22 protein-coding genes and 1 pseudogene are annotated in these 24,479 nt (G+C 73.2%); 10 read left to right on the top strand and 13 right to left on the bottom strand.

The genetic code is table 11. The features are described 5' to 3' along the window. Nucleotides 1-7: 7 nt before the first annotated feature. On the top strand, nt 8-616 hold the full coding sequence (locus ACFT5B_RS12415; protein WP_386798633.1) for a DinB family protein: 609 nt from the start codon (nt 8-10) through the stop codon (nt 614-616). Between the two features lie 76 nt (nt 617-692). On the opposite strand, the gene ACFT5B_RS12410 is transcribed toward ACFT5B_RS12415, so the two are convergent. From ACFT5B_RS12410 to ACFT5B_RS12400, 3 genes are all read right to left on the bottom strand, one after another. Next, a complete protein-coding gene (locus ACFT5B_RS12410; protein ID WP_386798631.1) occupies nt 693-5,576 on the bottom strand; it encodes a glycoside hydrolase family 3 N-terminal domain-containing protein in 4,884 nt (1,627 codons plus the stop codon). Between the two features lie 309 nt (nt 5,577-5,885). Continuing rightward, on the bottom strand, nt 5,886-6,119 hold the full coding sequence (locus ACFT5B_RS12405; RefSeq protein ID WP_386798629.1) for a hypothetical protein: 234 nt from the start codon (nt 6,117-6,119) through the stop codon (nt 5,886-5,888). Beyond that, the gene (locus ACFT5B_RS12400; protein WP_386798627.1) at nt 6,112-6,813 is read right to left on the bottom strand and encodes a DsbA family protein; all 702 of its coding nucleotides are present in this window, start codon (nt 6,811-6,813) and stop codon (nt 6,112-6,114) included. The genes ACFT5B_RS12405 and ACFT5B_RS12400 overlap by 8 nt, the downstream gene beginning before the upstream one ends. A gap of 95 nt (nt 6,814-6,908) precedes the next feature. Here ACFT5B_RS12400 and ACFT5B_RS12395 point away from each other — a divergent pair, with 95 nt between their 5' ends. From ACFT5B_RS12395 to ACFT5B_RS12380, 4 genes are all read left to right on the top strand, one after another. Beyond that, on the top strand, nt 6,909-8,024 hold the full coding sequence (locus ACFT5B_RS12395) for a VIT1/CCC1 transporter family protein (RefSeq protein WP_386798625.1): 1,116 nt from the start codon (nt 6,909-6,911) through the stop codon (nt 8,022-8,024). A 90-nt stretch (nt 8,025-8,114) separates the two neighbouring features. Beyond that, nucleotides 8,115-9,488, top strand: coding sequence for an MFS transporter (locus tag ACFT5B_RS12390; protein WP_386798623.1), 1,374 nt, complete (start codon nt 8,115-8,117; stop codon nt 9,486-9,488). Between the two features lie 229 nt (nt 9,489-9,717). After that, a complete protein-coding gene (locus ACFT5B_RS12385; protein WP_386798621.1) occupies nt 9,718-9,990 on the top strand; it encodes an HPr family phosphocarrier protein in 273 nt (90 codons plus the stop codon). A gap of 34 nt (nt 9,991-10,024) precedes the next feature. Next, nucleotides 10,025-10,549 carry a hypothetical protein gene (locus ACFT5B_RS12380; protein WP_386798619.1) on the top strand — a complete coding sequence of 175 codons (525 nt, stop codon included), beginning with the start codon at nt 10,025-10,027 and terminating at the stop codon, nt 10,547-10,549. Here the strand turns inward: ACFT5B_RS12380 and ACFT5B_RS12375 are convergent. Together ACFT5B_RS12375 and ACFT5B_RS12370 are read right to left on the bottom strand one after the other, a co-directional pair. Next, a complete protein-coding gene (locus ACFT5B_RS12375; protein WP_386798617.1) occupies nt 10,534-10,818 on the bottom strand; it encodes a hypothetical protein in 285 nt (94 codons plus the stop codon). The genes ACFT5B_RS12380 and ACFT5B_RS12375 overlap by 16 nt on opposite strands. 80 nt (nt 10,819-10,898) lie before the next feature. Beyond that, a complete protein-coding gene (locus ACFT5B_RS12370; RefSeq protein ID WP_386798615.1) occupies nt 10,899-11,741 on the bottom strand; it encodes a helix-turn-helix domain-containing protein in 843 nt (280 codons plus the stop codon). Nucleotides 11,742-11,816: 75 nt separating this feature from the next. On the opposite strand from ACFT5B_RS12370, the gene ACFT5B_RS12365 reads away from it, so the two are divergent. Then, nucleotides 11,817-12,653: an alpha/beta fold hydrolase gene (locus tag ACFT5B_RS12365; RefSeq protein ID WP_386798613.1), complete on the top strand. Its 837-nt coding sequence runs from the start codon at nt 11,817-11,819 to the stop codon at nt 12,651-12,653. Between the two features lie 82 nt (nt 12,654-12,735). On the opposite strand, the gene ACFT5B_RS12360 is transcribed toward ACFT5B_RS12365, so the two are convergent. Beyond that, nucleotides 12,736-14,112: a PTS transporter subunit EIIC gene (locus tag ACFT5B_RS12360; protein WP_386798611.1), complete on the bottom strand. Its 1,377-nt coding sequence runs from the start codon at nt 14,110-14,112 to the stop codon at nt 12,736-12,738. 214 nt (nt 14,113-14,326) lie between these two features. Between ACFT5B_RS12360 and ACFT5B_RS12355 the strand changes: the two genes are divergently transcribed. The 4 genes and pseudogenes from ACFT5B_RS12355 (at nt 14,327) to ACFT5B_RS12340 (ending at nt 16,116) form a co-directional block, all read left to right on the top strand. Continuing rightward, nucleotides 14,327-15,118, top strand: coding sequence for a GntR family transcriptional regulator (locus ACFT5B_RS12355; RefSeq protein WP_386798609.1), 792 nt, complete (start codon nt 14,327-14,329; stop codon nt 15,116-15,118). Continuing rightward, the gene (locus tag ACFT5B_RS12350) at nt 15,115-15,360 is read left to right on the top strand and encodes a glucose PTS transporter subunit EIIB (RefSeq protein ID WP_386798607.1); all 246 of its coding nucleotides are present in this window, start codon (nt 15,115-15,117) and stop codon (nt 15,358-15,360) included. Before ACFT5B_RS12355 ends, ACFT5B_RS12350 begins: the two co-directional genes overlap by 4 nt. Nucleotides 15,361-15,400: 40 nt before the next feature. Further along, nucleotides 15,401-15,652: pseudogene (locus tag ACFT5B_RS12345) on the top strand (glucose PTS transporter subunit EIIB); the annotation flags it as partial. Further along, complete coding sequence (locus ACFT5B_RS12340) at nt 15,652-16,116, top strand: PTS glucose transporter subunit IIA (RefSeq protein ID WP_386798605.1); 465 nt, start codon at nt 15,652-15,654, stop codon at nt 16,114-16,116. The pseudogene ACFT5B_RS12345 and the gene ACFT5B_RS12340, both read left to right, overlap by 1 nt. 102 nt (nt 16,117-16,218) lie before the next feature. On the opposite strand, the gene ACFT5B_RS12335 is transcribed toward ACFT5B_RS12340, so the two are convergent. The 7 genes from ACFT5B_RS12335 to ACFT5B_RS12305 all read right to left on the bottom strand — a co-directional run bounded on the left by ACFT5B_RS12335 (nt 16,219) and on the right by ACFT5B_RS12305 (nt 24,404). Further along, complete coding sequence (locus ACFT5B_RS12335) at nt 16,219-17,484, bottom strand: APC family permease (RefSeq protein WP_386798603.1); 1,266 nt, start codon at nt 17,482-17,484, stop codon at nt 16,219-16,221. Between the two features lie 22 nt (nt 17,485-17,506). After that, nucleotides 17,507-18,166, bottom strand: a complete 660-nt coding sequence (locus ACFT5B_RS12330; RefSeq protein ID WP_386798601.1) for a DivIVA domain-containing protein — start codon at nt 18,164-18,166, stop codon at nt 17,507-17,509. Nucleotides 18,167-18,334: 168 nt separating this feature from the next. Beyond that, complete coding sequence (locus ACFT5B_RS12325) at nt 18,335-19,453, bottom strand: uroporphyrinogen-III synthase (RefSeq protein ID WP_386798599.1); 1,119 nt, start codon at nt 19,451-19,453, stop codon at nt 18,335-18,337. A 17-nt stretch (nt 19,454-19,470) separates the two neighbouring features. After that, nucleotides 19,471-20,331: a uroporphyrinogen-III C-methyltransferase gene (cobA, locus tag ACFT5B_RS12320; RefSeq protein ID WP_386798597.1), complete on the bottom strand. Its 861-nt coding sequence runs from the start codon at nt 20,329-20,331 to the stop codon at nt 19,471-19,473. A 47-nt stretch (nt 20,332-20,378) separates the two neighbouring features. Then, nucleotides 20,379-20,813: a nitrite reductase (NAD(P)H) small subunit gene (locus tag ACFT5B_RS12315; RefSeq protein ID WP_386798594.1), complete on the bottom strand. Its 435-nt coding sequence runs from the start codon at nt 20,811-20,813 to the stop codon at nt 20,379-20,381. Nucleotide 20,814: 1 nt separating this feature from the next. Next, nucleotides 20,815-23,427 (bottom strand): nitrite reductase large subunit NirB, encoded by a 2,613-nt coding sequence (nirB, locus tag ACFT5B_RS12310; RefSeq protein ID WP_386798592.1) that lies wholly within the window; start codon nt 23,425-23,427, stop codon nt 20,815-20,817. Nucleotides 23,428-23,720: 293 nt separating this feature from the next. Then, a complete protein-coding gene (locus ACFT5B_RS12305) occupies nt 23,721-24,404 on the bottom strand; it encodes a DUF4231 domain-containing protein (protein ID WP_386798590.1) in 684 nt (227 codons plus the stop codon). Between the last annotated feature and the right edge of the window lie 75 nt (nt 24,405-24,479).

Raw genomic sequence — 24,479 nt, 5'->3', positions numbered from 1 at the left:
TGGCGCCATGGCAGAGTCGCCCGCTTCCTTCCCCACCCCCGAGTTCGACTGGTCGCTCCTCTCGGTCCCGACCGCGCTCGCGATGGCCCGCGGGCAGCTCGGGTTCTCGTGGCTCGTGCTCGCGGAGCGCCTCGCGACGCTGACCCAGGAGGACCTGGACTGGGAGCCCGGGCCGGACGCGCTGCGCGTGGTGCGGCGGGGCGAGCAGCGGTCGCCGCGGGTCGTCGGCGCCGGGGAGTGGGTCTCCGAGTGGCCGGAGGGCGACGACTCGGCGCAGCCCCGGACGATCGGCTGGCTCGTCGCGCACCTCACCGAGGCGTACTTCGAGCGGTGGGAGTGGACGTTCGGGGAGCACCGCCGTCGCCGCGACTCGGTCGAGCTGTCGGGCGAGGTCGGACCCGCCGTCGCGGGTCTCGTCGACCAGGTGACCCGCTGGCGTGCGGCCGTCGACGCGCTCGACGACGACGCCGTGTTCACCGTCGGCCTCAGCCAGGCCACCGAGGTCGACCAGGCGGCACCCTTCGGGCATCTCGTGCTCCACATGAACCGCGAGCTCATCCACCACGGCGCCGAGATCATGGTCCTCCAGGACCTGCACCGCGCGGCCCTCGCGTAGCCCGCGGACGCCGCTGCCCGCCGTCCGGAGGTCCGGACGGCGGGCAGCGTCGTCGTGGGGGCGGTCGAACCGCCCGTCAGCGACCCAGCTTGATCACCTTCCCGGTCGCCGGCGAGGTCGCCGTCCCGTCCTGGTAGCCGGCCTTGCTCGCCGTCACGGTCACGGTGAGCCGCTTGCCGACGTCACCCGCGACGGGCGTGTAGATCGCCTTCGTCGCGCCGGGGATCGGCGTGCCGTCCGCGTTCCACTGGTAGGTGAGCTTCACCCCGGCGACCGACCACAGCCCCGGCGTCGCGACCAGCGGCAGCTTGACGATCGGCAGCCCGACGACGAGCGGCGGGAGCAACGCCCTCGGGGCGGCCTTGAGCGGCGGCGTCGTCACGTCGACGCCCGCGACCTTCGCGAGCGCGACCACGGCGTCGTACGCGTCCCCGGCCTCCTGGAGGTGCTCGGCGTCGGCGGTCGCGGTCACCGTGGCCGCCGTGCCCTGCCCGACGACGGCCTGCTGGGCGAGGTCCCGCGCGAGCGACACGACGGTGTCGGCCTGGGCCAGCACCCCGGCGTCGATCGGGTGCTGCTGGGCCTCGTCGATGCCGTAGGCGTCGACCTGCGCCTTCGTGGCCTGGGTGAGGGTCTTCGCGGCGGCCGCGACGAGCCGGAGCCCGGCGTCCGAGTCGCTCAGGGTCCCGTCGGCCTTCCAGACCTTCGCGTCGAGCAGCGCCTGCACGGCCTGCTTCGGCGCCCCGGAGAGCGACCCGACGAGCGCCGTCAGCCGGGCGCGCGGGGCGTCCGTCCGCAGGCCCCAGCCGTACGCCCACGCAGGGTCGTACGACGCGTCGCCGACGTTGAGCGGGAGCTGGTCGACCGACTTCGGCCAGCTCAGCGGGAGGCGACCGGTGAAGGGCGTGTCCCCGAGCAGGACGCTCGCGACGCCCTCGCCCTCGGAGCCGGGCAGGAAGCCGGCGACGATGCCGTCGGCCTCGTCCTGCACGTCGCCCAGCATCATCGGGCGGCCCGAGACCACGAGCACGACGCACGTCGGGATCGCCGCGCACACCGTGTCCACGGCCTTCTTGTCGGCCGCGGTGAGGTCGAGGGTGTGGCCGTTGTTGCCGACGTCGCCCTGCCCCTCCGCGTACGGGGTCTCGCCGACGACGACGAGGCCCGCGTCGTACCCGCTCGGGTCGGCCGAGGCCGTCTTCGAGTAGGTCACCGACAGGTCCGGCGCCGCGGCCTCGATCCCGTCGAGGATCGTGGTGCCCGCCGTGTGCGTGCCGGACTGGCCCTGCCAGGTGATCGTCCAGCCGCCGGTCTGGTTGCCCAGGTCGTCGGCGTTGGAACCCGCGACGTAGAGCTTCCCGGTCTTCTTCAGGGGCAGCGCGCCGCCCGTGTTCTTGAGGAGGACCTGCGACTCGGCCGCGGCCTGCGCGGCCGTGGCCCGGTGGGCGGTCCCGCCGAACTGGTCGCGCTGGCTGTCGTCCGTGAACGGGTGCTCGAAGAGCCCGAGCTCGAACTTCTGGGTGAGGATCCGGCGGACGGCGTCGTCGACGCGAGCCTGCGGGACCTGCCCGGCGTTCACGCCGTCGACGATCGCGGTGATGAAGTCGCCGAAGTTGTACGGCGCCATCGCCATGTCCATGCTGCCGGTCGTGACCGCGCGCACGGCCTTCTGCGCGTAGGTGCCGCCGGACAGCTTGTCGATCGCCTGGTAGTCGCTGATGAGGAAGCCGTCGAAGCCCATCCGGTCCTTGAGCAGCGACTGGTTGAGCGGCTCCTCGGTCATGCGGACCGGCGTCGAGCCGTCGACCGACAGCGCCGAGTACGACGGCATGATCGACCCGACGCCCGCCTGGATCGCGGGCACGTACGGGGTCGCGTAGAGCTTCTCGAAGACGTCCTGCGAGGGGACGTTCGTGATGCCCTGGTCGATCGGGTAGCCGCCCGTGCCGGCGACCGCGTCGTCGTAGGTCGTGCCGCCGTCGCCGGCCCAGTGCTTCGCGGACGCGAGCACCTCGTCGGCACCGGACTTGTCGGCGGGGTCCGAGCCCTGGAGACCCTCGATCGACGCCTTGGAGAACGACGACACGAGCGCCGGGTCCTCGCCGAACGACTCGTACGTCCGGCCCCACCGCTCGTCGCGCGCGACGCACAGGCAGGGGGCGAACGCCCAGTTCACGCCCGTCGTCCGGGTCTCGGACGCCGTCTCCTCGCCGACCTTCTCGACGAGCGCGGGGTTGCGCGTCGCACCGAGGCCGATGTTGTGCGGGTAGATCGTCGCGTCCTTGACGTTGGAGTGCCCGTGCACCGCGTCGGCGCCGTAGAGGAGCGGCACCTGCAGCGGGGTCGCGAGGGCCTCGCGCTGGTAGCCGTCGATCATGTCGGCCCAGGCCTGCGGGGTGTTGGCCGCCGGCGTCGAGCCGCCGCCGGAGAGCACCGAGCCGAGCCCGAGCGTCGTGATCTGCTGCGGCGTGGACAGGCCCAGGCGCTCGGCCTGCGCCATCTGCCCGACCTTCTCCTGCAGGGTCATGCGGCCCAGCAGGTCGTCGACGCGCTGCGCGGTCGGCAGCGTGGCGTCCAGGTAGGGCAGCCCGTGGGCGTTGACGACGACGCGGGGCGCCTCCGCCGGCGCGGTCGCCCCCGCGGACTTGAGCGTGACCGGGATGGTCAGCGCCTCGCCCGCGGGCGTGCCCGCGGTCGTCGCGACGTCCACGGTCTGCGTGGTCCCGGACTCGGTGCCGGCGTCGAACGTGAGCGTGCCCGAGGCCGCGGTGAAGTCCGTGCCGTCCTTCGCGGTGCCGCCGCCGGTCGACCAGTCGACGGTGGTCGCCTTGGCGAGCGGCTTCCCGTCGGCCGTCGTCAGGCCGATCTTGACGTGCGCGGTGCCGCCGGCGTCGACGAGGTAGGCGTCCTGGTCGGTCGTGATCGCGGTCGCGGCCTGGACCGCCGGCGTCCCGTACAGCTCGACGTCGTCGATCGAGTACGGGGTCGCGGCCGGCGTCCCCGCCGGGAACGTGAACGAGTAGCCCCACGACGACGTCAGGTCGAGCGTGCCGTTCCGCGTCTCGTCGCTGCCGGGCTGGTTCGCCCCGAGCTGGAACGACGAGAACGGCAGCGAGACCAGCTTCCACCGTGACCCGTCGGCGCTCCAGTTGTCCTTGAACGTGGCGACCCAGCTCTCGGCGTGCTCGGCGTCAGGGCCGCCGTCCTTGAGCTCGACCTGGATGGTCGCGCCCGCCGTCGGCGATGCGGGGTTGTTGGCCTGCGAGGCGTACCACCAGAACCGGATGCCCCGGAACGACGACCAGTCCTGCGCGGCGGCGAGGTTGTCGCTGAAGCCGCCGTAGCCACCGTCGGGCACGAGGTACTGGCCGCCCAGCACGTGGTTGTCGGCGACGTCGCCGCGGGCCAGGCCCGTGGCGGCGAGCGTGACCTGCGCGGACGACGAGCCCCACGCGAAGTAGCCCGTCTTGGCGGTCGCGTCGCCGCTGGCGCCGTGCTCGAAGTCGTCGAGCAGGACGGCGCGCTGGTCGAGCACGAAGCCGTCGAACGTGAAGGTGCCCGCGCCGAGGCCCGTGAGCGTGACGGCGAAGCCCGTCGACGTCGCGGGGGCGAACGCCTTGGCAGTGACACCGCTCTTGGGCTTGAGGTCCTTGAACAGGACGCTCACCTTGCGCCAGCCCGTCGAGTCGTCCGTGACGTTGGTGGCGAAGCCGAGCTCCTTGTCGTTCGCGTCGCGGTTGTGCAGCTCGAACGAGAACGTCTTGCCGCTGCCCTGACCCAGGAACCAGAACGAGAACCCGTCGTACGCCGACCAGTCGAAGGTCTCGGACGCGTTGTCGATCCGGTGCTCGAAGGTGAAGCCCCCGTAGGTGCCCGCGGCGGCCACCGTCGCGGTCAGAGCGTGGTTGCCGTCCGCGGCGCCCGGGACGGACGCGTCCGCGACGGTCGCGAGCTTCGGGGTCGCGCCCGCGTCGGACCCCCAGACCGCGTACGTCGACGGCACGCCCTGCTCGAAGCCCTCGAGCAGCGTGGACGAGCCGGCGTCGGGCAGGGTGCCCGTCGGGGTGAGGGTCACGGTCGTGGACGCGGCGTCGGCGAGGGCGAGCCCGTCCGACGGGTTCGACAGCGCGACCGTGAACGTCCGGTTCCCCGCGAGCGCGCCCGCGCTCGTCGTGTGCACGACGACGGACCGCTGGGTCTCGCCGGCCGGGAAGGTGAGGTCCTGGTCGACGGCCTCGTAGTCGGAGCCCGCCTTCGCGGTGCCGTCCTTCGTGGCGACGTGGACCGTCTGGTCGGTGCTCGCCGGGTTGCTCAGCGTCACGGGGACCGTGACGTCCTTGCCGGCCCCGACGCTGAGCGTCCGGGCGCCCACCGAGACCTGGGGAGTGTCGAACGCGCCCGCGACGGACAGCGTGTAGACCGAGTAGCCGTAGTAGTGGAGCTTGGGCGCCTCCCATGTCGACGCCGCGCGCTGCTTCATGTCGATCCGCACGTAGCGGGCGTGGGCAGGCGCGTCGAACGTGATCGCGTCCGTGCCGCCGTCGCCCGTGGTCGTGCTGTAGGCGGTGCTCCACGAGCCCGGGTCGTCGGGGTTGCCGAGGGCCGTCTCGACGTCGTAGGCGACCGCGTACGACGCCTCCCACTTCAGCGTGATCCCGTCGACCGTGGCGGGGGCGCCGAGGTCGGAGGTGAGGGTCGCGGTGTAGGTCGCGGTCGCGTCGTCGGGACCGTTGCCGCTGGCCCAGCGGGTCGAGTCGTCGCCGTCGATCGCATTCGAGGCGGGGAACGTGCCGTCCCCGTCGTCCTGGAAGGCCGACGCCGTGACCGTGCCCAGGCGGGCGAGGTCGGACGGGGCGTCGTCGGCGGCTGCGGCGAGGGGCGCGACGGCCCCGGTCGCGGCGACCGCCAGCCCGGCGACGAGCGCGAGGGCCCGAGGTCGCCGGTGGTCGGTTCGTCTCACGGTCACTCCTTCGTGAGGGGTGCCGGGCGTCGGTGCCCGGCACCGGCAGAGACGGTGCGTCCGCGGACCTGGTGCCCGCGCCGTGTTCCATTGTGTTCAACCCCTAAACACAATGGCTGCTGCGAGTTTGCAAGGCTCCGGGCGGGAACGCAAGGGGACGGCGGCCCGGGCGGAGGCGACGACCAAGGCCGCGCACGGATCGGTGCAGATCCGTGCGCGGCCTCTGATCCTCGCGAGGTATGCGGGCGGCCGGTCTACTTCGCGAGGTATGCGGGCAGCCGGTCTACTTCGCGAGGTATGCGGGCGGCCTTACTCCTTCGTGGGGGCCGGCAGGGGTGGGAGCGCGCAGACGCCGTCGATGCAGACGCCGGCGTCGGCTCCGTCCGTTCCGTCGACGCCCGCCACGACGAGGAACGGGGTGTCGCCCGCGGCCGGGCCCGCCACCTGGACCCGACCCGGGAACGCCGCGGTGGCGACGGCCGCGCCCGGGGAGGGGACGTCGTCGGGCGCGGGAGCGCCGGGGGAGACGGGCTGCTCAGGCATGTGCCGACTCCGGCTCGGGCTCGGCGTCGCGCTCCGCGACGACGCGCTCCAGGACGGCCGAGAACGTCTCGGGAGACTGCGCGCCCGACACCCCGTACTTGCCGTCGAGGACGAAGAACGGCACGCCGTTGATCCCCAGGGCGTGGGCCTGGGCGATGTCCGCGGCGACGTCGTCGGCGTAGCGGTGGTCCGTGAGGGCGGCGCGGGTCTCGTCGGGGTCGAGGCCGACCTCGGCCGCGAGCTCGACCAGGTCATCGACGTGCCCCACGTGCTTCGACTCCGTGAAGTACGCGTGGAGCAGGCGCTCCTTCATGTCGTACTGGACGCCGTGCGCCTTGGCGTGGTGCAGCAGCTCGTGGGCGAGCAGCGTCTTGGTGTGCTGCAGCGTGTCGAAGTGGTACTCGAGGCCCTCGGCGGCGGCGAGCTGCGTCATCTGGCCGAGCATCTGCTCGACCTGCGCCGGCGCCATGCCCTTGTGGTGCGCGAGGAAGTCGATCTCCGAGCCCTCGAAGTCGACGGGCGTGTCGGGCGACAGCTCGAACGAGTGGTACTCGATCTCCACCGCCGGGGCGCCCGGCTGGGCCAGCGCGGTCTCGAGCCGGCGCTTGCCGACGTAGCACCAGGGGCACGCGACGTCCGACCAGACGTCGATCTTCACGGGCGCCGCCTGCGACGCGGGGAGAGTTTCGGTCATGCCTGGGGCAACCGTGACCGCGCGGCCGCCATTCCCCCACTCGTGTCTTCGCAGGCCCGAAAGCCGCGCGGCGTAGCGTTCGTCAGACTGGAGGGATGACTTCCGCCACCACGTCGGGCCACGGGCCGACCGCCCCGCCCGACGCGCGCACCCTCCGTCGCTGGCGCCGCTACCTCGCCGACGAGCGCGCGGAGGCCGCCGTCTACCGCGACCTCGCGAGCCGTCGCCTCGGCGAGGAGCGAGCCATCCTCCTCGCCCTCGCCGACGCCGAGGGGCGGCACGAGCAGCACTGGCTCGACCTGCTCGGCGACCAGGTCGGCGCACCCGTCCGCGGGGACTGGCGCACCCGGTTCCTCGGCGTGCTCGCGCGGCGGCTCGGCGGGGTGTTCGTGCTCGCGCTCGCACAGCGCGCCGAGACCCGGTCAGAGTACGCCGAGGACGCCGACGCGACCCCGCGCATGGCCGCCGACGAGCAGATCCACGCCGAGGTCGTGAAGGCGCTCGCGGCCCGGGGCCGGATGCGGCTGTCCGGGTCGTTCCGCGCCGCGGTGTTCGGGGCCAACGACGGGCTCGTGTCCAACCTCGCGCTCGTGCTCGGCGTCGGGGCGAGCGGGGTCGCGGCGAACGTCGTCCTGCTCACGGGCCTGTCGGGGCTGCTCGCCGGGGCGCTGTCCATGGGGGCCGGCGAGTTCGTGTCCGTGCGCTCGCAGCGCGAGCTCCTCGAGGCGTCCAACCCCAGCCCCGAGGCCACGCACGCGCTGCCCCACCTCGACGTCGACGCCAACGAGCTCGCGCTCGTCTACCGGGCGCGCGGCATGACGGCCGCGGAAGCGCAGACCCATGCCGACGACGTCCTGCGGACGCTCACCGCTGCGACCGTGCTGGCGCCGTCGAACGTCGAGGTCGTCGAGGCCGAGGACGAGTTCGAGACGCACGGCACCGCGTGGGGTGCCGCGTGGTCGAGCTTCTGCTTCTTCGCGTCCGGCGCGATCATCCCCGTCCTGCCGTACCTCTTCGGGCTCACCGGGCTCGCGGCCGTCGTGGTCGCCGCGGCGCTCGTCGGGATCGCGCTGCTCGGGACCGGGGCCGTCGTCGGGCTGCTGTCCGGGACGTCGCCCGTGACCCGTGGGCTCCGGCAGCTCGCCATCGGGTTCGGCGCCGCCGCCGTGACGTACGTGCTGGGGCTCGCGTTCGGCGGCGTGGTCGGCTGACGCCCCCGAAGGTGAGCAACGGGGCTTGGCCGGCGGTCACATCTCGGAACGTTTCGAGGCGGGTGAGCCGCGCGCCGTAGACTCCGACGAGTGCCCCGCCTCCTCGCCGACCTGACGCCCCTGCGCGTCAGCCCGGCGTACCGGCGGCTCTGGCTCGGTCTCGGGGTCTCGAACCTCGGGAGCCAGCTCACCGTCGTCGCCGTCGGCCTCCAGGTCTACGCGATCACGGGCTCGACGTTCGCGGTCGGCGTGCTGGGCATGTTCGCCCTCGTCCCGCTCGTGCTCCTCGGCCTGTACGGCGGGGCGCTCGTCGACGCGTTCGACCGGCGCAAGGTCGCGCTGCTCGCGTCCGCGGCCCTGTGGGTCATCACCGCGCTCATCCTGCTGCAGGCCGCGCTCCACCTCGACAACGTCTGGGTGCTGTACGTCCTCATCGCGATCCAGTCCGCCGCGTTCGCGATCAACAATCCCGCGCGCACGGCGATCATCCCGCGCCTCGTGCCCGCCCGGCTGCTGGCGCCGGCGAACGCCCTGCAGACGTTGTCGATGTCGATCGCGCTCACGGTGGGTCCGCTCGCCGGGGCGTTCCTCGTCGCCGCGAGCGGGTTCGCGAGCGCGTACCTCATCGACTTCGTGCTGTTCACGTTCGCGCTCTGGGCGCTGTGGCGCCTGCCTGCGCTCCCGCCGCTCGAGAGCACCGCGGACGCCCCGCGGCCCGAGGTCGAGCGCGAGCTGCACGACGGCGCCGGCGGCGCCGCGAGCGAGGCCGACGCCCCGGTCGTCGTGCCGCCCCGGCGGACGATGGTCGGCCTCGGGTCGGTGCTCGAGGGGCTGCGCTACCTCGGCACCCGGCCCAACGTCCGCATGACGTTCCTCCTCGACCTCGCCGCGATGATCCTCGCGATGCCGCGCGTCGTCTGGCCCGCGGTGGGTGTCTGGTACCTGGGCGGCGGCTCGACGACGACCGGCTGGCTCAACGCCGCGTTCGCGATCGGCTCGGTGCTCGCGAGCCTGCTGTCGGGCGGGTTCGCGCACGTGCACAAGCAGGGCCGCGCCGTCGTGCTGGCGGTGTGGGCGTTCTCCGCCTCGACGCTCCTCTTCGGCGTGGTGCTCGTGGTCACGGGCCGCGACCGCCCCGACCACGTGCTCGTCTGGGCGCTCGTCCTGGCCGGGGTCGCGCTGGCGCTCGCCGGTGCGTCGGACGGCGTGAGCGCGATCTTCCGCCAGACCATCCTCCAGACGGCGACCCCCGACGACATGCGCGGCCGCCTCCAGGGCGTGTTCATCGTCGTGGTCGCGGGCGGGCCGCGGCTCGGGGACGTCGTCGTAGGCGCGAACGCGAGCTGGCTCGGGGAGGCGTGGGCCGTCGTCGTGGGGTCGATCGCGTGCGCGATCGCGGTCGGGCTGCTGGTGCGGTGGAGCCCGCGGTTCCTGGCGTACGACGCGCGGCACCCCGAGGCCTGAGCCCTCAGCCCTCGTCCCGCGAGATACCGAGATTCGGCTGAGATACCGATGCAGCCTCGGTATCTCAGCCGGATCTCGGTATCTCGGTGGCCGGCAAGGGGCGCGGCCGAGGGCGGCGGCGGCGATGGGCGGCTTCGCGCTCCTGGCGCCAACTGGTCCAGACCACTAGTCTGGGGCCACTCGTCCGTGCCTCGCACCGCAGCGGGGCCGAATCGCAGGAGGAACACCCATGGAGCGCACCGTCGTCGTCGCGATCGAGGAGGGCCTGCACGCCCGTCCCGCCGCGCTGTTCGTGCAGGCGGCCGCGGCCCAGCCCGTGCCCGTGACCATCCGGAAGTCGTCGGAGACCGAGGGCCTCGAGGCCGACTCGATCCTCTCCGTCATGACGCTCGGCGCCGGGGCCGGCACGGAGGTCGTGCTCACCACGCCCGGCGACGGCGACGACGACACGGCGGCCCTCGACGCGCTCGAGGCGTTCCTGTCCCAGCCCGTCATCGCCTGACCGTCCGCCCGAGACCGCAGCCGGGACCAGCATCGTGGCTCGCTCCGAGCGGACGCTCACCGTGTGGTGCTTCCTCGACGCGCGCGGCGCCGAGCTCGCGCTCGACACGGTGACCAAGAACCTGTCGGCCACCGGCGTGGCGCTCCGCGAGCACGTGAGCATCGTCTGGCACGTCGACGTCCCCGCGCCCGGCTGGCAGTACGCCCAGGACCGGGTCGGGCGGCGTGACGACGACGCACGGTCCGGGCCACGTCGGTTCGCCCGGGCTCTCGCGGCGATGATGGGACGCGGCTTCGACGTCCCCGGTGCGCGCTCGCTGTCGGACGCCTTCATCGCGGCCGGGATCGGGGAGGACGTCGAGGAAGCCGTCCTCGGCCAGCTGCACGTGGACAGCTCCGCGCTGCTGCTGCTCACCGACGGACCCGGTCCCGACGTGGAGACCGTCGAGCACGCCCGACCGGTCCTGTCGCTCACGCGGCAGGGTCCTGCGGTGCGGCGCCTCTCGTTGCTGCAAGGGTTCGCCGACCTGGGCGGGGTGGACCGCTACCGCGGCACCTGACCGCCGACGGTGACACCCCGTTTGCCGAGGGTGAGACCCCGTTCGCCGACGGTGACGTCCCGTTCGCCGACGGTGACGTCCCGTTCGCCGACGGTGACACCCTGTTCGCCGACGGTGACACCCTGTTCGCCGACGGTGACGTTTCGTTCGCCGACGGTGACGTACTGACCTGGATTCTCGAGCGGTGCCCCGGCATCGTGTGTCACCGTCGGCGCGTCTCGTGTCGCCGTCGACGCTCCGAGCGTCGCCGTCGGCGAACGAAGGGTCACCCTCGGCGTTCCTTGTGTCGCCGTCGGCGAACGAAGGGTCACCCTCGGCGTTCCTTGTGTCACCCTCGGCGAAGGGGGTGTCACCGTCGGCGGGTGGGCCAGGCGACGTCGTCGACGGCGAGGAAGGGCTCGGCGGCGAGCCGCGCGGGCGTCACGCCGGCGAACCCCACGACCTCCCGGTGCAGGTGCGACTGGTCGGCGTACCCGCCGTCCGCCGCGGCTCGGCCGGGGTCGAGGCCGGCGAGGATGCCGTGCGCGGCGTGGTCGAACCGCACGAGCGTCGCCGCGCGCTTCGGCGCCGCGCCGAGCTGGGCCCCGAACCGCCTCCACAGCCGCGTCCGGCTCCACCCGACCTCGGCGGCGAGGTCCTCGACCCGAGCCGTACCGCGGCTCGCGACGATCCGGCGCCACGCCCACGCGACCTCGGGGTCGGGCTCGGGGCCCTCGGCCGACCGCCAGGCGAGCCACGCGTCGGTCGCCGCGAACCGCTCCTCCCAGGTCGAGAGCTCGCTCAGGCGCTCCCCGAGCAGCGCGGCCTCGCGCCCCCACAGGTCGTCCAGCCCGACGACGGCGTTCTCCAGCTCGGCGGGCGCCACGCCCAGGACGCGGCGTGCGACGGCGGGGGAGAGCCGGACCTCGACGCACTCGACGTCGTCGGGCCGCACCGCGACGGCGCCGCCGGACCCGAAGCCCAACCCGGCCGCGAGGCTGCCCCACCGGCGCGGCCCGGCGCCGTCGTCGACGACGGAACGCCCGCCGACCTCGACGAGCAGCATGATCGACGGGTGCGGCACGATCCGGACCGGGTCCGCTGCGGTCCGCACGCGGAACCCGGCCATCGTGACCCCGGGCGTCCGACCCGGACGGCGCGGCGACGCCACGTCCCAGGTGCTCACGTCCGCCCGGGCGCGAGCGGCGGGCATGGTCCGATCGTACGACCGGGCCGCGCGGAACATTCGTCCAAGACAGCCGGGTGGGGCCGGCCCGACGGTGGGGTCATGACCTCCACCGACACCGGCCCCGCGACCCGCACCGAACGGGTCCTCGCCCTGCCCGACGGCGACCTCCACGTCACCGACGAGGGTCCCCGCGGTGCGCCCGCGCTGCTGCTGATCCACGGCACGGTCTCGTCGGGGCGGTCGTGGGACCTTGTCGCCCCGGCTCTGGCGGAGGCCCACCGCGTGGTGCGCGTCGACCTGCTCGGGCACGGCAGGTCAGCGAAGCCGGCGGACGTCTCCTACGCGGTCCCCGACCAGGCCGCGCGGGTCGCCGCCGTCGTCGAACGGCTCGGGACGGGGCCGGTGACCGTGGTCGGGCACTCGAGCGGCGGGATCGTCGCGACCGCGCTCGCGGAGCAGCGCCCCGACCTGGTGGCGGCGGTCGCGCTCGTCGACACCGGTCCGAGCCTCGACGCCTACCTCGAGCCGCCCGGCGGCGACCTGCGACCGCAGCAGTGGCCGCCCACCGACGAGGAGCTGCGGGCCGCCGCGAGGACCGCGTTCGCGACCGACGACTTCCCGGCTCCCCACGCGCTCTTCGACGACGTCCGCCTCATGGAGCCCGCGAGCATGGGGCCGGTCGCGGCGGCCGCGACCGCCTACCTCGCGGCCGTGCCACTTCCGACGCGGCTCGCGGGCCTCGGCAAGCCCCTCCTCGTGGTCTTCGGCGAGCTCGACCGGCGGTGGGCGCCGTCGTCGGCGACGGACTACGAGGTGGTGCCGGGCGCGACGGTGACCATGCTGGCCGGCGTCGGGCACACGCCGATCGTGGAGAAACCCGCCCGGACGGCGGCGATCCTGCGCGACTTCGCGGGCGCCGTCGAGCGGGTGCCGTGAACGACGACGGAGCCCCGGACCTCGTGGGTCCGGGGCTCCGTCGTGTCACGGGTGCGGTCGGCCTGCGTGCCGACTGCCGCGGTCAGGCGCTGGTGCCGCCGCCTGAACCGCCCCTCGGCAGGTTGGCCGGTTCCTCCACGACCGCTTCGACCGCCGCCCGCACGGCCGGGTCGGACTTCTGTGCGGCGTCCTCGGAGGGCTGGTCGAAGAGCACCGAGTCCTGGCCGGTCGCGTCGTCCTCCTCGCGGCCGGGCGTCCGCAGCTTCCACTTGGTGATGACCCAGCGGAAGATGAAGTAGTAGAGGACGCCGTAGGCGAGGCCGATCGGGATCAGCAGCAAGGGCTTGGTCGCGATGTTGAAGTTCAGCAGGTAGTCGATGCCGCCCGCCGAGAATCCGAACCCGGACTTGATGCCGAGTGCGTTGACCAGGGCCAGCGAGGTGCCGGTGAGCACCGCGTGGATCGCGTACAGCGGGTAGGCGACGTAGACGAACGAGAACTCGATCGGCTCGGTGACACCGGTGATGAAGGAGACGAGCGCGGCCGACCCCATGATGCCCGCGACGATCTTGCGGTTCTGGGGCTTCGAGGTGTGGATGAACGCGAGCGCGGCGCCCGGGAGGGCGAACATCATGATCGGGAAGAAGCCGGTCATGTAGCCGCCGGCGGTCGGGTCCCCGTGGAGGAAGCGCGCGATGTCACCGTGCCAGACGGCGCCGCTCGAGTCGGTGTAGCTGCCGAGCTGGAACCACGGGAACGAGTTCAGCAGGTGGTGCAGGCCGAGGGGCACGAGCAGGCGGTTCGCGGTGCCGTAGATGAAGCCGCCTGCCACGTCGTTGTGCGTGGTCCACTCGCTGAAGCTGGTGAGCCCGGAGTTGAACCACTTGTAGACCAGCGACATGAGGACCGCGATGATGATCGACGCGAACGCGGTGATGATCGGCACGAACCGGCGGCCGCCGAAGAACGCGAGCGCCTGCGGCAGCTTGATCCGGTAGTACTTCTGGTACAGGAGTGCCGCGGTGATGCCGATGATGATGCCGCCGAGCACGCCGTAGTTGACGAGCTCCTGGTCCTGTCCCTCGGCGGGCAGGCCGAGGACGTGCGGCGACATGGCGTCGCCGACGCCCTTGTAGACCAGGTAGCCGATGACGGCGGCGAGCGCCGTCGAGCCGTCCGACTTGCGGGCGAAGCCGATCGCAACGCCTACGGCGAACAGGAGACCGAGGTTGGCGAACAGGGCGTTTCCGGCGGCGGCCATGACGTCGGCGACGGGCTGCATCCAGCTCGCCGTCACGATCCCGTCCGGGCCGATCATGTCGGGCTGACCGAGGCGCAGCAGCAGGGCGGCTGCGGGCAGCGAGGCGATCGGCAGCATCAGGGCGCGGCCGATGCGCTGCAGCTGTGCGAATCCGGGGATGCCTCTCTTGGTCGAGGCGTCCGCTGTGGTGGCGGTCATACGGTGCACTCCTCATCGTGTGCTCGTCGGCGTCCGGGCTCCTGAACAGGAGAGCGGCGGCGTCGTCAGTCTCGTGGCGTCGTCGACCCGGACGTCCCGGCGACCGGACACGGACTGCGGGGTCCTGGTGCCCGGCCACTAGGATGTCTGGACCAGTGGGCCTAGAGTGGTCTAGACATTCGGTCCTTGTCAAGGATTTGTGAAGGAGGCGGCGTTGGCTCCCGATTACAAGCACGTGCGCGTCCGCGACTACCTCCGCGGCCTCGTCGCGCACGAGCTCGCCGTCGGCGACACCATCCCCTCCGAGCGCGAGCTGTGCGAACGCTTCGGTGTCTCGCGCATGACGGTCCGCCAGGCCATCGACGCGCTGGTCAACGAGGGGCTCCTCCATCGCGAGCAGGGCCGCGGCACGTTCGTCGCACCCGCACGGACCGACATGGAGCTACGCCTCGTCGGGTTCGGCGACGACATGCGACGCCGCGGCATGGCACCCAGCACCGAGCTCCTCGACGCCGAGACCGTCGAGGCGCCCTGGGACGTCGCCGAGTCGCTCGAGCTCGAGCCCGGCGCCGCCGTCCACCACGTGCAGCGCCTCGGCTGGGCCGACGGGCGCCCCATGGCGCTCGAGGAGACCTGGATCCCCGCGTCCCGCTTCCCCGACCTGCTCGACGGCGCCCCCGACGGGTTCCCCGAGAGCCTCTACGCCGCGTTCCGCGACCACGGCCACGACCCCGACTGGGGCGAGGACACCGTCGCCGCGTCGGACGCGTCCGCCCACGAGGCCGAGCTCCTGCGGCTCGGCACCGCGCGTACGGTCCTGCGCATCGCCCGGCGCACCTTCGCGGGCCAGGTGGCGTGCGCGTTCTCGCGGTCGTGCTACCGAGCCGACCGGTACACACTGTGGGTACCCCTGACCGCACCGAACCCCGTCGTCACCCCTCGGCCGCAGCCCCTCGTGACGACCACCCCCGGGAGCACCGGGACGACCCAGGAGGTAAGGCGATGACGCCGACCTACGACGACCAGGCCAGCCGCATCCTCCGCGCGCTCGGCGGCGTCGACAACATCGTCGAGATCGAACCCTGCACGACGCGGCTGCGCTCCGAGGTCAAGGACCCCGGCGCCGTCGACCAGCCCGCCCTGCGCGCGGCCGGCGCCCACGGCGTCGTCGTGTCCGGGCGGGTTGTGCAGATCGTGATCGGCCCCTCGGTCGACGTGCTCGCCAGCGAGCTCGAAGACCTCATGTGACCACCCACCACCCCAACCGGACCAGGCGCAGAAGCCTGACTCCACCGAGAAGGAGCACCAGATGAGCAAGGCGGAGCAGATCCTCGCCGGACTCGGCGGGGACGACAACATCGTCGACCTCGAACCCTGCATCACGCGCCTGCGCGTCGAGGTCGAGGACCCGGCCCGCGTCAACGAGGCGGGTCTCAAGGCGGCCGGTGCGATCGCCGTCGTCCAGTCGGGCAAGGTCGTCCAGGTCATCGTCGGCCCCGAGGCCGACACCCTCGCCTCGGACATCGAGGACCTGCGCTGATGGCGGCCGTGCTGCCGGTCGCGGCGCCGCTCGGCGGCACGGTCGTCGAGCTCGCCCAGGTCGACGACCCGGTGTTCAGCGCGGCCCTCGTCGGGCCCGGGATCGCGATCGACCCCGGCACGGCCGCCGAGTCGACGGCCGTCGCGCCGGTCGCCGGGACCATCGCGAAGCTCCACCCGCACGCGTTCGTCGTGAAGACGGACGACGGCGTCGGGATCCTCGTGCACCTCGGCATCGACACCGTGCAGCTCCAGGGTGCCGGTTTCACGCTGCACGCCGCCGAGGGCGACCGGGTCGAGGCGGGTCAGGCGCTCGTCACGTGGAGCCCGGGCGACGTCGTCGCCGGGGGCCGGTCGGCCGTGTGCCCGGTCGTCGCGCTCGACCAGAAGCCCGAGGCGGTCGCCGTCGTCGCGTCCGTCGGGGAGCCGGTCGAGGCGGGCGCGGGGCTCTTCGAGGTCGCGTAGCCGAGCACGGGCTTCGCGCCCCACGAGAACGGGATCTGGGCCCTTCCGCCTCGGCGGACGGGCCCAGATCCCGTGTTCGGCACGAAAGGTGGGCGGCCGAGGTCAGACGCGGCGCGGGCGCTCGAGGCGCACGCGCCAGAGCCGCAGCAGCAGGCCGACGGCGAACACGGCCACGCCCCACCCCACGGCGGACCGCGGGAGCGTGACGACGAGCGCCGCGCACCCCACCGCTCCGACGACCTGGAGCGCGCGCGGGAACCGCCGGTGGGGCGCGGTCTGCGTCCAGGCGGCGACGTTCGCGACGAGGTAGTAGACCAGCACCCCGAACGACGAGAACCCGATCGCGCCGCGCAGGTCGACGGTCAGCACGAGCACCGACACGACCGCGGCGAGCGCGACCTCGGCGTGGTGCGGCACCCGGTACCGCGGGTGGACGGCGGCGAGCCACGGCGGCAGGTCGTGCTCGCGGGCCATCGCGAGGGACGTCCGTCCGACGCCCGCGACGAGCGCGAGCAGCGCGCCGAGCGCCGCGAGCGCGGCCCCCGCCCGGACGACCGGGACGGCCCAGCCCGCCCCCGCGGACGACACGGCGTCGGCGACGGGGGCGGTGGAGGAGGCGAGCGCGTCGGACCCGAGGACGAGCAGCAGCGTCACCGCGACGACCGCGTACACGACGACGGCGCCGAGCAGCGCGACGAGGATGGCGCGCGGGATGGTCCGGGCGGGGTCGCGGACCTCCTCGCCCATGGTCGCGATGCGCGCGTAGCCCGCGAACGCGAAGAACAGCAGCCCCGCGGACTGCAGCGTCCCGTACCAGCCGCCGGTCGCGTGGTCGAGGCCGAGGCGGGCGGGCTCCGGGTCGCCGTGCGTGAGCGCGACCGCGACGGCGAACGCGAGGACCGCGAGGACGACGGCCACGATCACCCGGGTGAGCCGCGCCGTCCGCGTGACGCCCCGGTAGTTGACGGCCGCGAGGCCGACGACGGCGGCCACCGCGGTGGGCCGCTGCCAGGCGTCCGGGACGGCGTACGCGGCGAACGTGAGCGCCATCGCCGCGCAGCTCGCCGTCTTCCCGACGACGAACCCCCAGCCGGCCACGAAGCCCCACCACGGGCCGAGGCGTTCGCGCCCGTAGACGTACGTCCCGCCCGACGCGGGGTACTGCGCGGCGAGCTGCGCGGACGCCGTCGCGTTCGCGTACGCGACGACGGCGGCCAGCGCGAGCCCGATCAGCAGGCCGGCGCCGGCGGCAGCCGCCGCCGGAGCGAACGCCGTGAAGACCCCGGCGCCGATCATCGAGCCGAGCCCGATGACGATCGCGTCCGACGTCCCGAGCCGGCGCGCGAGCGCGTCGTGCGGCGCGGACATGCACGTCCCCCGGTCGGTGGCGTCAGGCCGTGCGGAGCGTGACGCCCTGCGGGCTGGCGTCGACGCCGACGACCCGCAGGACCGTGCCGTCGGGCGTGACGACGGACAGGCCGTCGTTGCCCTGCGTGCGGATCGTCGCGATCTGCAGCTGCGAGATCAGGACGCGCGTGCCGAGCGCGGCAGCCTCCGGGTCCGGCGGCAGCGGGGGCGTCGGCGAGACGGACGCGCCCGTGTCGAGCGCGCGCACCGCGGCCGCGGGCGACAGCCCGGCAGGGGAGCCCGACTCCAGGTGGTCGCGCAGCGCCTGGACGGACGGCTGCGCGCCCGTCGTCACCGGGACCGCGGGCTGCGAGCCCGTCGGCTGCGCCGCGGCGACCACGGGCTGCGCGCCCGTCGCGAGCGCGCGCGCCTTGTGCTCCTGCAGCGTCTGCACGACGACGTCCAACAGGTCGTCGACCTCGTCGATCGCGTAGCCCTCGCGGAACTTCACGGTGTCGAACACCTTGGCGAGGACGTCCTCGGGACCGATCAGGCCCGGGGCCGTGGGCGCGGCGCCGCCCTCGAGCGACGTCAGCGTCTGCCCGATCTCGTCGAGGTAGCCGTCGACCTCCTCGATGTCGTAGCCCTCACGGAACTTCGTCGTGCTGAACTTGCGGGACCGGACGTCCTCGGCGGTGATCATCGCTCCTCCGTTCTCAGAGGTCGTGCGGCAGGTCCTGCCCGCTGCGCGCCCCCAGGGCAGCGCCTACCCGCGCGACCTCTCTCACCTGGTGCAACTCTCGCATGCCGAGCGCCCGGTGCGTAACACGAACGGATCGGACGAACCGGGCAGCGTGCCCCGCGGCGGTACTCAGGGCTCCGCGAGCTCGAGCCGGTAGCCCCGCTTCACGACCGTCCGGACGAGCTCGCGGCTGCCCGACGCCTCCCGCAGCCGGGCGATCGCGACCTCCGCGGCGTGCGGGTCGGTCGACGCCCCCGGCAGCACCGCGAGCACCGCCTCCCGCGGCACGACGGCGCTCCCTGCGCGGGCGAGCAGGCGCAGCACCTCGAGCCCCGTGGTCGTGAGCGGGAGGACCCGGTCGTCGAGGACGGCGGCCCTGCGGTGCACCCGCAGGCGGCCCGCCACGGTGTCGAGCGTCTCGAGCCCGCCGTAGTGGGTCACGAGCGCACGCACGAGCGCGCCCAGGCGCCCGCGCTCGGGCACCAGCGGGTCGATTCCGACGTCGTGCAGGGGCTTCGCCGTCGTCGGGCCGACGGCCGCGAACACGACGCTGCCGTCCGCCGCGTGCCGGACGACGTCGGGCAGGACGCCCGTCGCATCCGCCGCAGCGAGCCACGCCGCCGCCCCCGGGGCGGACGTGAAGGTCACGGCATCGATCTCGCCCGCCGCCACCGCGAGGACGGACGCCTCGACCGCCGCCGGGTCCTCGGGCGGCCCCCAGCGGTAAACCACGAGCGCCTCGACGTCTGCGCCCGCCGCGGTCAGGGCCTCGTCGATCCCGTCCGACCCCGCGCCGTGGTGCTGGACCGCGACCCGCAGCCCGCGCACGCCCTCGTCGAGCAGCAGCTCCGCGATCTCGGCCGTCGTCTCGGACTCCGCGACCCAGTCGGCCATGAGGCCCGCCGCCTGGATCGCGCCACGCGCCTTGGGTCCGCGCGCCACGATCCGCGCCCGGCCGAGCACGTCGACGAGCGGCTCGGCCAGCCCGACGGCGTCCGCGGCCTCGATCCACGCCCGGAACCCGATGCCCGTGGTCACGACGACGACGTCCGGCGGGGTCGCGATGATCCTCTGCGTGACGGCCAGCAGCTCGGCGTCGTCGGTGTGCGGGACCATGCTCAGCGCCGCCGCGTACCGGATCGTCGCGCCGCGGCGGGAGAGCGCAGCACCGAGCTCGGACGAGCGGCGGTCCGCCGTGACCAGCACGGTGCACCCCGCCATCACCTGCTCGATGCGTGTGTCGTCCATAGGGCGATTGTCGCGCGTCACCCGGCGGTCCCGACGAGCCGTCCACGCCCCGCCCTTAGCGAGTTGTCAGAAGCTGGCGGCAGCAGAGTGCCGTGAGCTTCTGACAAGCGGGGCGCGGCAGGCGAGCTGTCAGAAGCTGGCGGCAGCAGAGTGCCGTGAGCTTCTGACAGGTCGGCGGCAAGGAGGTCCGGGGCCGCGACCCGCCCGACGACGACCACCGCCGGCGCCCGCACACCCGCCTCGCGTGCGGCGCGGGCCGCGTCCCGCAAGGGAACCCGCGTGACGCGCTGCGTCGCGGTCGTGGCGCGCTCGACGATCGCGACGGGCATCGCCGGGTCGACGCCCGCGTCCGTCGCGCGGGCGCAGAGGTCGTCGAGTCCCGCGACCCCCATGAGCACGACGAGCGTGAGCTCGTCGTCCCGCAGCCCCGCGAGGGCGCTCGCGGGCACCGGGTCGTGCCCGTTGACGACCATGACCGCGCCCACGACGCCGCGGTGCGTGACGGGAACCCCGGCGGCGGCGGGCGCGGCGAGCGCGCTCGTCACGCCCGGCACGACCTCGACCGGCACGCCGGCCTCCCGGCACGCGAGCACCTCCTCGCCGCCGCGGCCCAGCACGAACGGGTCGCCGCCCTTGAGCCGGACCACGCGCCGTCCGCGGCGGGCGTGCTCGACGAGCAGCCGGTTGATCTCCTCCTGCGGCACCGGGTGGTGGCCGGGCGTCTTGCCGACGTCGATCACCTCGACGTCGGGGCCGAGGTCGTCGAGCACGGACCGCGGGCCGAGCCGGTCCGCGACGACGACGTCCGCCTCGGCGAGAGCCCGCCACGCCCGGAGGGTGAGCAGGTCGGGGTCACCGGGGCCACCGCCGACCAGCACGACCCGCCCCCCAGCGGCGGGCCGTGCCCCTGCCCGGGCGCGCCGGGTCACGGGCGCGACCCGGCGTCGCCGGGCAGGGACACCGACACCACACCGCCGACGACGCGGACGGGGAAGCGGCGGAGGTCGCCGTCCTGGCCGGGGACCGGGGCCTTGCCCGCCGTGTCGAGGCACGCGCCCGTGAGCAGGGAGAAGACCTGCTTGTGGAGCGGGGAGGTGAGGGTAGGGACGGTCGCGCCGTCGACGTGCCGCGACCCGACCAGCCCGCGCGACATGACGTTCGCGCCGGTGTAGGGGTCGAGGTTGGACACCGCGAGGACGGTGTCGTCGAGGAGGCGGACGAGCGCGACCTGCACGGCGTCGCCGGTCGGGGAGGCGAGCAGGGCCGCCGCGCCGCGCTCTTGGACGAGGTCGTCGAGCCGGCACACCTCCTGCCAGGTGGTCGCCGTGGGGACCGCCTCCGGGGCTTCGAGCGTCGTCATGTCAGCGCACCTCCAGGGTCGCGCCCGCCACGAGGACGGGCTCGGGGACGGCGGTCTCGCGCTCGTCGGGGAACGCCGGTCGCACCTGCCCGCGCTCGGCCACGAAGGCGAGCGACGGGTCGGCGGTGCGGGGCGCGTTGACGAACGACGCGAACCGGCGGAGCTTGTCGGGGTCCTCGAGCGTGGCCTTCCACTCGTCCTCGTAGGAGTCGACGTGCGCGGCCATCTGGGCGTCGAGGTCGGCGCCGATCCCGAGCGAGTCCTCCATGATCACCGCGCGGATGCCGTCGAGGCCGCCCTCGACCTCGTCGACCCACGGCGCCGTGCGCTGGAGGCGGTCCGCGGTGCGGATGTAGTACATGAGGAACCGGTCGATGGTGCGGATGAGGGCGGCGTCGTCGAGGTCCTCGGCGAGCAGGCGCGCGTGGCGCGGCGTGAAGCCGCCGTTCCCGCCGACGTAGACGTTCCAGCCCTTCTCGGTCGCGATGACGCCGACGTCCTTGGACCGCGCCTCCGCGCACTCGCGGGCGCACCCGGAGACGCCGAGCTTGAGCTTGTGCGGGCTGCGCAGGCCGCGGTAGCGGAGCTCGAGGTGCACGGCCATGCCCACGGAGTCCTGGACGCCGAACCGGCACCACGTCGACCCGACGCACGACTTCACCATGCGCACCGACTTCCCGTACGCCTGGCCGGACTCGAAGCCCGCGTCGACGAGCCGCTTCCAGATGTCGGGGAGCTGCTCCATCCGGGCGCCGAACATGTCGATCCGCTGGCCGCCCGTGAGCTTGGTGTACAGGCCGTAGTCGCGGGCGATCTCGCCGATGACGATGAGCCCCTGCGGCGTGACCTCGCCGCCCGGCATGCGCGGGACGACCGAGTAGGTGCCGTCCTTCTGCATGTTGGCCATGAGGTGGTCGTTGGTGTCCTGGAGGGTCGAGCGTTCGCCGTCGAGCACGTGGGCCGGGGCGAGCGTCGACAGGATCGACGCGACGACCGGCTTGCAGATGTCGCAGCCGTGTGTGGCTCCCGCCGCGCCCGACGGCGTGCCGAACCGGGCGAGCGCCTCGCTGAACGTCCGCACGCCCGAGACGAGGAGCGCGTCGTAGAGCTGCGCACGCGACAGGTCGAAGTGCTCGCACAGCGCGTTCGAGACGGCGACGCCCGCCTTCTCGAGCTCCGTGGACACGAGCTTCTTGACGAGCGGGAGGCACGAGCCGCACGTCGTGCCGGCGCGCGTGCACGCCTTGACGCCCGCGACGTCGGTGCAGCCCTGCTCCGTCACGGCGGCCCGGACCGCGCCCGCACTGACCGCGTTGCAGGAGCAGACGGCGGCGTCGTCGGGGAGCTCGATGCTCGGCGCGGCGCCCGTGCCCTCGGGAAGAAGGAACGCGGCCGGGTCGCCGGGGAGCTCGCGGCCCAGCATCGGACGCAGGCTCGTGTACGCGGAGGCGTCGCCGACGAGGACGCCGCCGAGGAGGGTGCGGGCGTCGTCGGACAGGACGAGCTTCTTGTAGACGCCGCCGACCGGGTCGGCCCAGACGACCTCGAGCGCACCCTCGGTGGTGCCGAACGCGTCGCCGAAGCTCGCGACGTCGACGCCCGCGAGCTTGAGCTTCGTGGCCGTGTCGGCACCCGGGAACTCGGCGTCGCCGCCGAGCAGCCGGTCGACCGCCACCTCGGCCATCGCGTTGCCCGGCGCGACCAGGCCGATGCACGCGCCTTGGATGCAGGCGACCTCGCCGACCGCGGAGATCGCGGGGTCCGCGGTGAGGCAGCGGTCGTCGACGACGACGCCGCCCCGCGGCCCGACGTCCAGGCCGGCCTCGCGCGCCAGCTCGTCGCGCGGGCGCACCCCCGTCGCGACGACGACCACGTCGACGTCGAGCCGGCCGCCGTCGGCGAAGTCGAGCCGTCCCGCGGTGCCGCGGCGGTTGGGGCGGATCTTGGTGGTCGCGGTGTCGACGCGGACTGCGATGCCGAGGCTCCGGATCAGCCGGGCCAGGGCCTCGCCGCCGCCGAGGTCGACCTGCGCCGACATGAGGTGCGAGCCGAACTGGATGACCGTCGACTGGGCGCCGAGCGCCTGCAGCGCGCCCGCGGCCTCGAGGCCGAGGAGGCCGCCCCCGATGACCGCACCACGCACCGGCCGGTCCCAGCGGGAGCGCTGCTCCTCGACGAACCCGCGGAGGGCGGCGACGTCGTCGACCGTGCGGTAGACGAACACTCCCGGCAGCTCGGTGCCCGGGATCGGGGGGACCGCCGCCGACGAGCCCGTCGCGAGGACGAGGTGGTCGTAGTCGAGGGTCCGGCCGGCGCTCGTCGTGACGGCGCGGGCCTCGCGGTCGATCGACGTCACCGCCTCGCCGCGCACCAGGCGCACGGACGGGTCGGCCCACAGCGCCGGGTCGCCGAGCGCGAGGTCCTCGGGGTCGCGGCCCGTGAAGTAGCTCGTCAGAGCGACGCGGTCGTAGGGGGCGCGCGGCTCCTCCGCGAGCACCGTGACCTGCCACTCGCGGTTCTCGTCGCGGGCGCGCAGCGCCTCCACGAACCGGTGGGCGACCATGCCGCCGCCCACGACGACGAGGCGTCGGGGCGCGGGTGAGGTGTCGGTCATCGGGTCCTCCTGAGGCCGAGGGGATGGCTGACCTCGACGGTAGGAACACGGTGTTTCGCGCTGCGGCGGAGCGCGTTACCCGCGTGGAACGGTTCTCTCACCGTCCCGACGGCCGCGCTGTGAGCAGCCCATCGCCGACCAGGGTGGACGGGCCGAGGTCACTGGGACAGTGGAAGTCACCCGAGACGCCCGGAAGCAGAGCCTATGGATCGCTGCTGGGCAGCGCCCGTAATGAAGGGCCAGCTCGACACGAGCGGTTTCAAGGGTGCGCCGCGCCTGAGCGACCGGTCGGATCAGTTCTCCTCCCGCGAATTCCTTGGCTGGTCCAACTGCTGCTCCCGCCGCTGCTGGGCAACGCGAATTGCCTCGACGCGCTGGGTGAGCTCCGCAATGCGCTCCTGATCGGTCATTCCAGCGTACGGCTGAAGCCCTAGCTCGAAGGCCTTCATTTGTTCCTCTATGTCATCGGCGGTTTGCTGCAGATAGAAGGATCGCTCGCGGTATTTGAAATAGCCCATGAAACCAGCTGAGATCCCCACTGCAAAGCTGAGTGCAACGGAGCCCCATTTCAGCGGTCCTTCGCCATTATTGAGACTTGCAACGGTAGTTGTTGCGAGAGATCCTACGATGATCACCGATTGGAACGCATTGTTGATTCGACGATAGCGGGAACTGTTGCGGCGAATGTCGCTGACCCCCCGCAGCATTTCGCCTTGGTAGAAATACTGCCGCTTGTCGAGGGGGATGCGCTCACCACTGAATTCGAGAGACTGCAGTTCTCGTTCCGCGATCAGGTCGATCTCGAGGGTGCGCGGATCTGCCGGACTGTCAAAGTTCTCGCCCTCTCCATGTTGATAGCGAATGATGAAAACGCCGATGAGACCAGATATGATATAAATGGGGGTTGCGACGTAGAGCGCCTTATATTGCGGCGCTCCGGAAGTTAGGATGGCAGTGAAGATCGCACCGGCCGTCACAATTGGCATTGTGAGGTATAAGAATCGGAGTAGCGCGGTGTCTCGCCTCGAAATGCTGAGGAGGTACTCGAGCTG

The organism is Luteimicrobium sp. NPDC057192, assembly GCF_042670205.1.
In the GTDB taxonomy this organism is placed as follows: Bacteria; Actinomycetota; Actinomycetes; order Actinomycetales; family Cellulomonadaceae; genus Luteimicrobium.
The sequence above is the reverse complement of the archived record's forward strand: the minus strand, read 5'-3'. Positions and strand labels throughout refer to the sequence as shown.

Excerpts from the sequence above, each read along its gene's own strand:
- ACFT5B_RS12415 (WP_386798633.1), top strand. The coding sequence starts at position 8 with ATGGCAGAGTCGCCCGCTTCCTTCCCCACCCCCGAGTTCGACTGGTCG.
- ACFT5B_RS12405 (WP_386798629.1), bottom strand. The coding sequence starts at position 6,119 with ATGCCTGAGCAGCCCGTCTCCCCCGGCGCTCCCGCGCCCGACGACGTC.
- ACFT5B_RS12400 (WP_386798627.1), bottom strand. The coding sequence starts at position 6,813 with ATGACCGAAACTCTCCCCGCGTCGCAGGCGGCGCCCGTGAAGATCGAC.
- ACFT5B_RS12395 (WP_386798625.1), top strand. The coding sequence starts at position 6,909 with ATGACTTCCGCCACCACGTCGGGCCACGGGCCGACCGCCCCGCCCGAC.
- ACFT5B_RS12385 (WP_386798621.1), top strand. The coding sequence starts at position 9,718 with ATGGAGCGCACCGTCGTCGTCGCGATCGAGGAGGGCCTGCACGCCCGT.
- ACFT5B_RS12370 (WP_386798615.1), bottom strand. The coding sequence starts at position 11,741 with ATGCCCGCCGCTCGCGCCCGGGCGGACGTGAGCACCTGGGACGTGGCG.
- ACFT5B_RS12365 (WP_386798613.1), top strand. The coding sequence starts at position 11,817 with ATGACCTCCACCGACACCGGCCCCGCGACCCGCACCGAACGGGTCCTC.
- ACFT5B_RS12360 (WP_386798611.1), bottom strand. The coding sequence starts at position 14,112 with ATGACCGCCACCACAGCGGACGCCTCGACCAAGAGAGGCATCCCCGGA.
- ACFT5B_RS12350 (WP_386798607.1), top strand. The coding sequence starts at position 15,115 with ATGACGCCGACCTACGACGACCAGGCCAGCCGCATCCTCCGCGCGCTC.
- ACFT5B_RS12340 (WP_386798605.1), top strand. The coding sequence starts at position 15,652 with ATGGCGGCCGTGCTGCCGGTCGCGGCGCCGCTCGGCGGCACGGTCGTC.
- ACFT5B_RS12335 (WP_386798603.1), bottom strand. The coding sequence starts at position 17,484 with ATGTCCGCGCCGCACGACGCGCTCGCGCGCCGGCTCGGGACGTCGGAC.
- ACFT5B_RS12330 (WP_386798601.1), bottom strand. The coding sequence starts at position 18,166 with ATGATCACCGCCGAGGACGTCCGGTCCCGCAAGTTCAGCACGACGAAG.
- ACFT5B_RS12325 (WP_386798599.1), bottom strand. The coding sequence starts at position 19,453 with ATGGACGACACACGCATCGAGCAGGTGATGGCGGGGTGCACCGTGCTG.
- ACFT5B_RS12315 (WP_386798594.1), bottom strand. The coding sequence starts at position 20,813 with ATGACGACGCTCGAAGCCCCGGAGGCGGTCCCCACGGCGACCACCTGG.
- nirB (WP_386798592.1), bottom strand. The coding sequence starts at position 23,427 with ATGACCGACACCTCACCCGCGCCCCGACGCCTCGTCGTCGTGGGCGGC.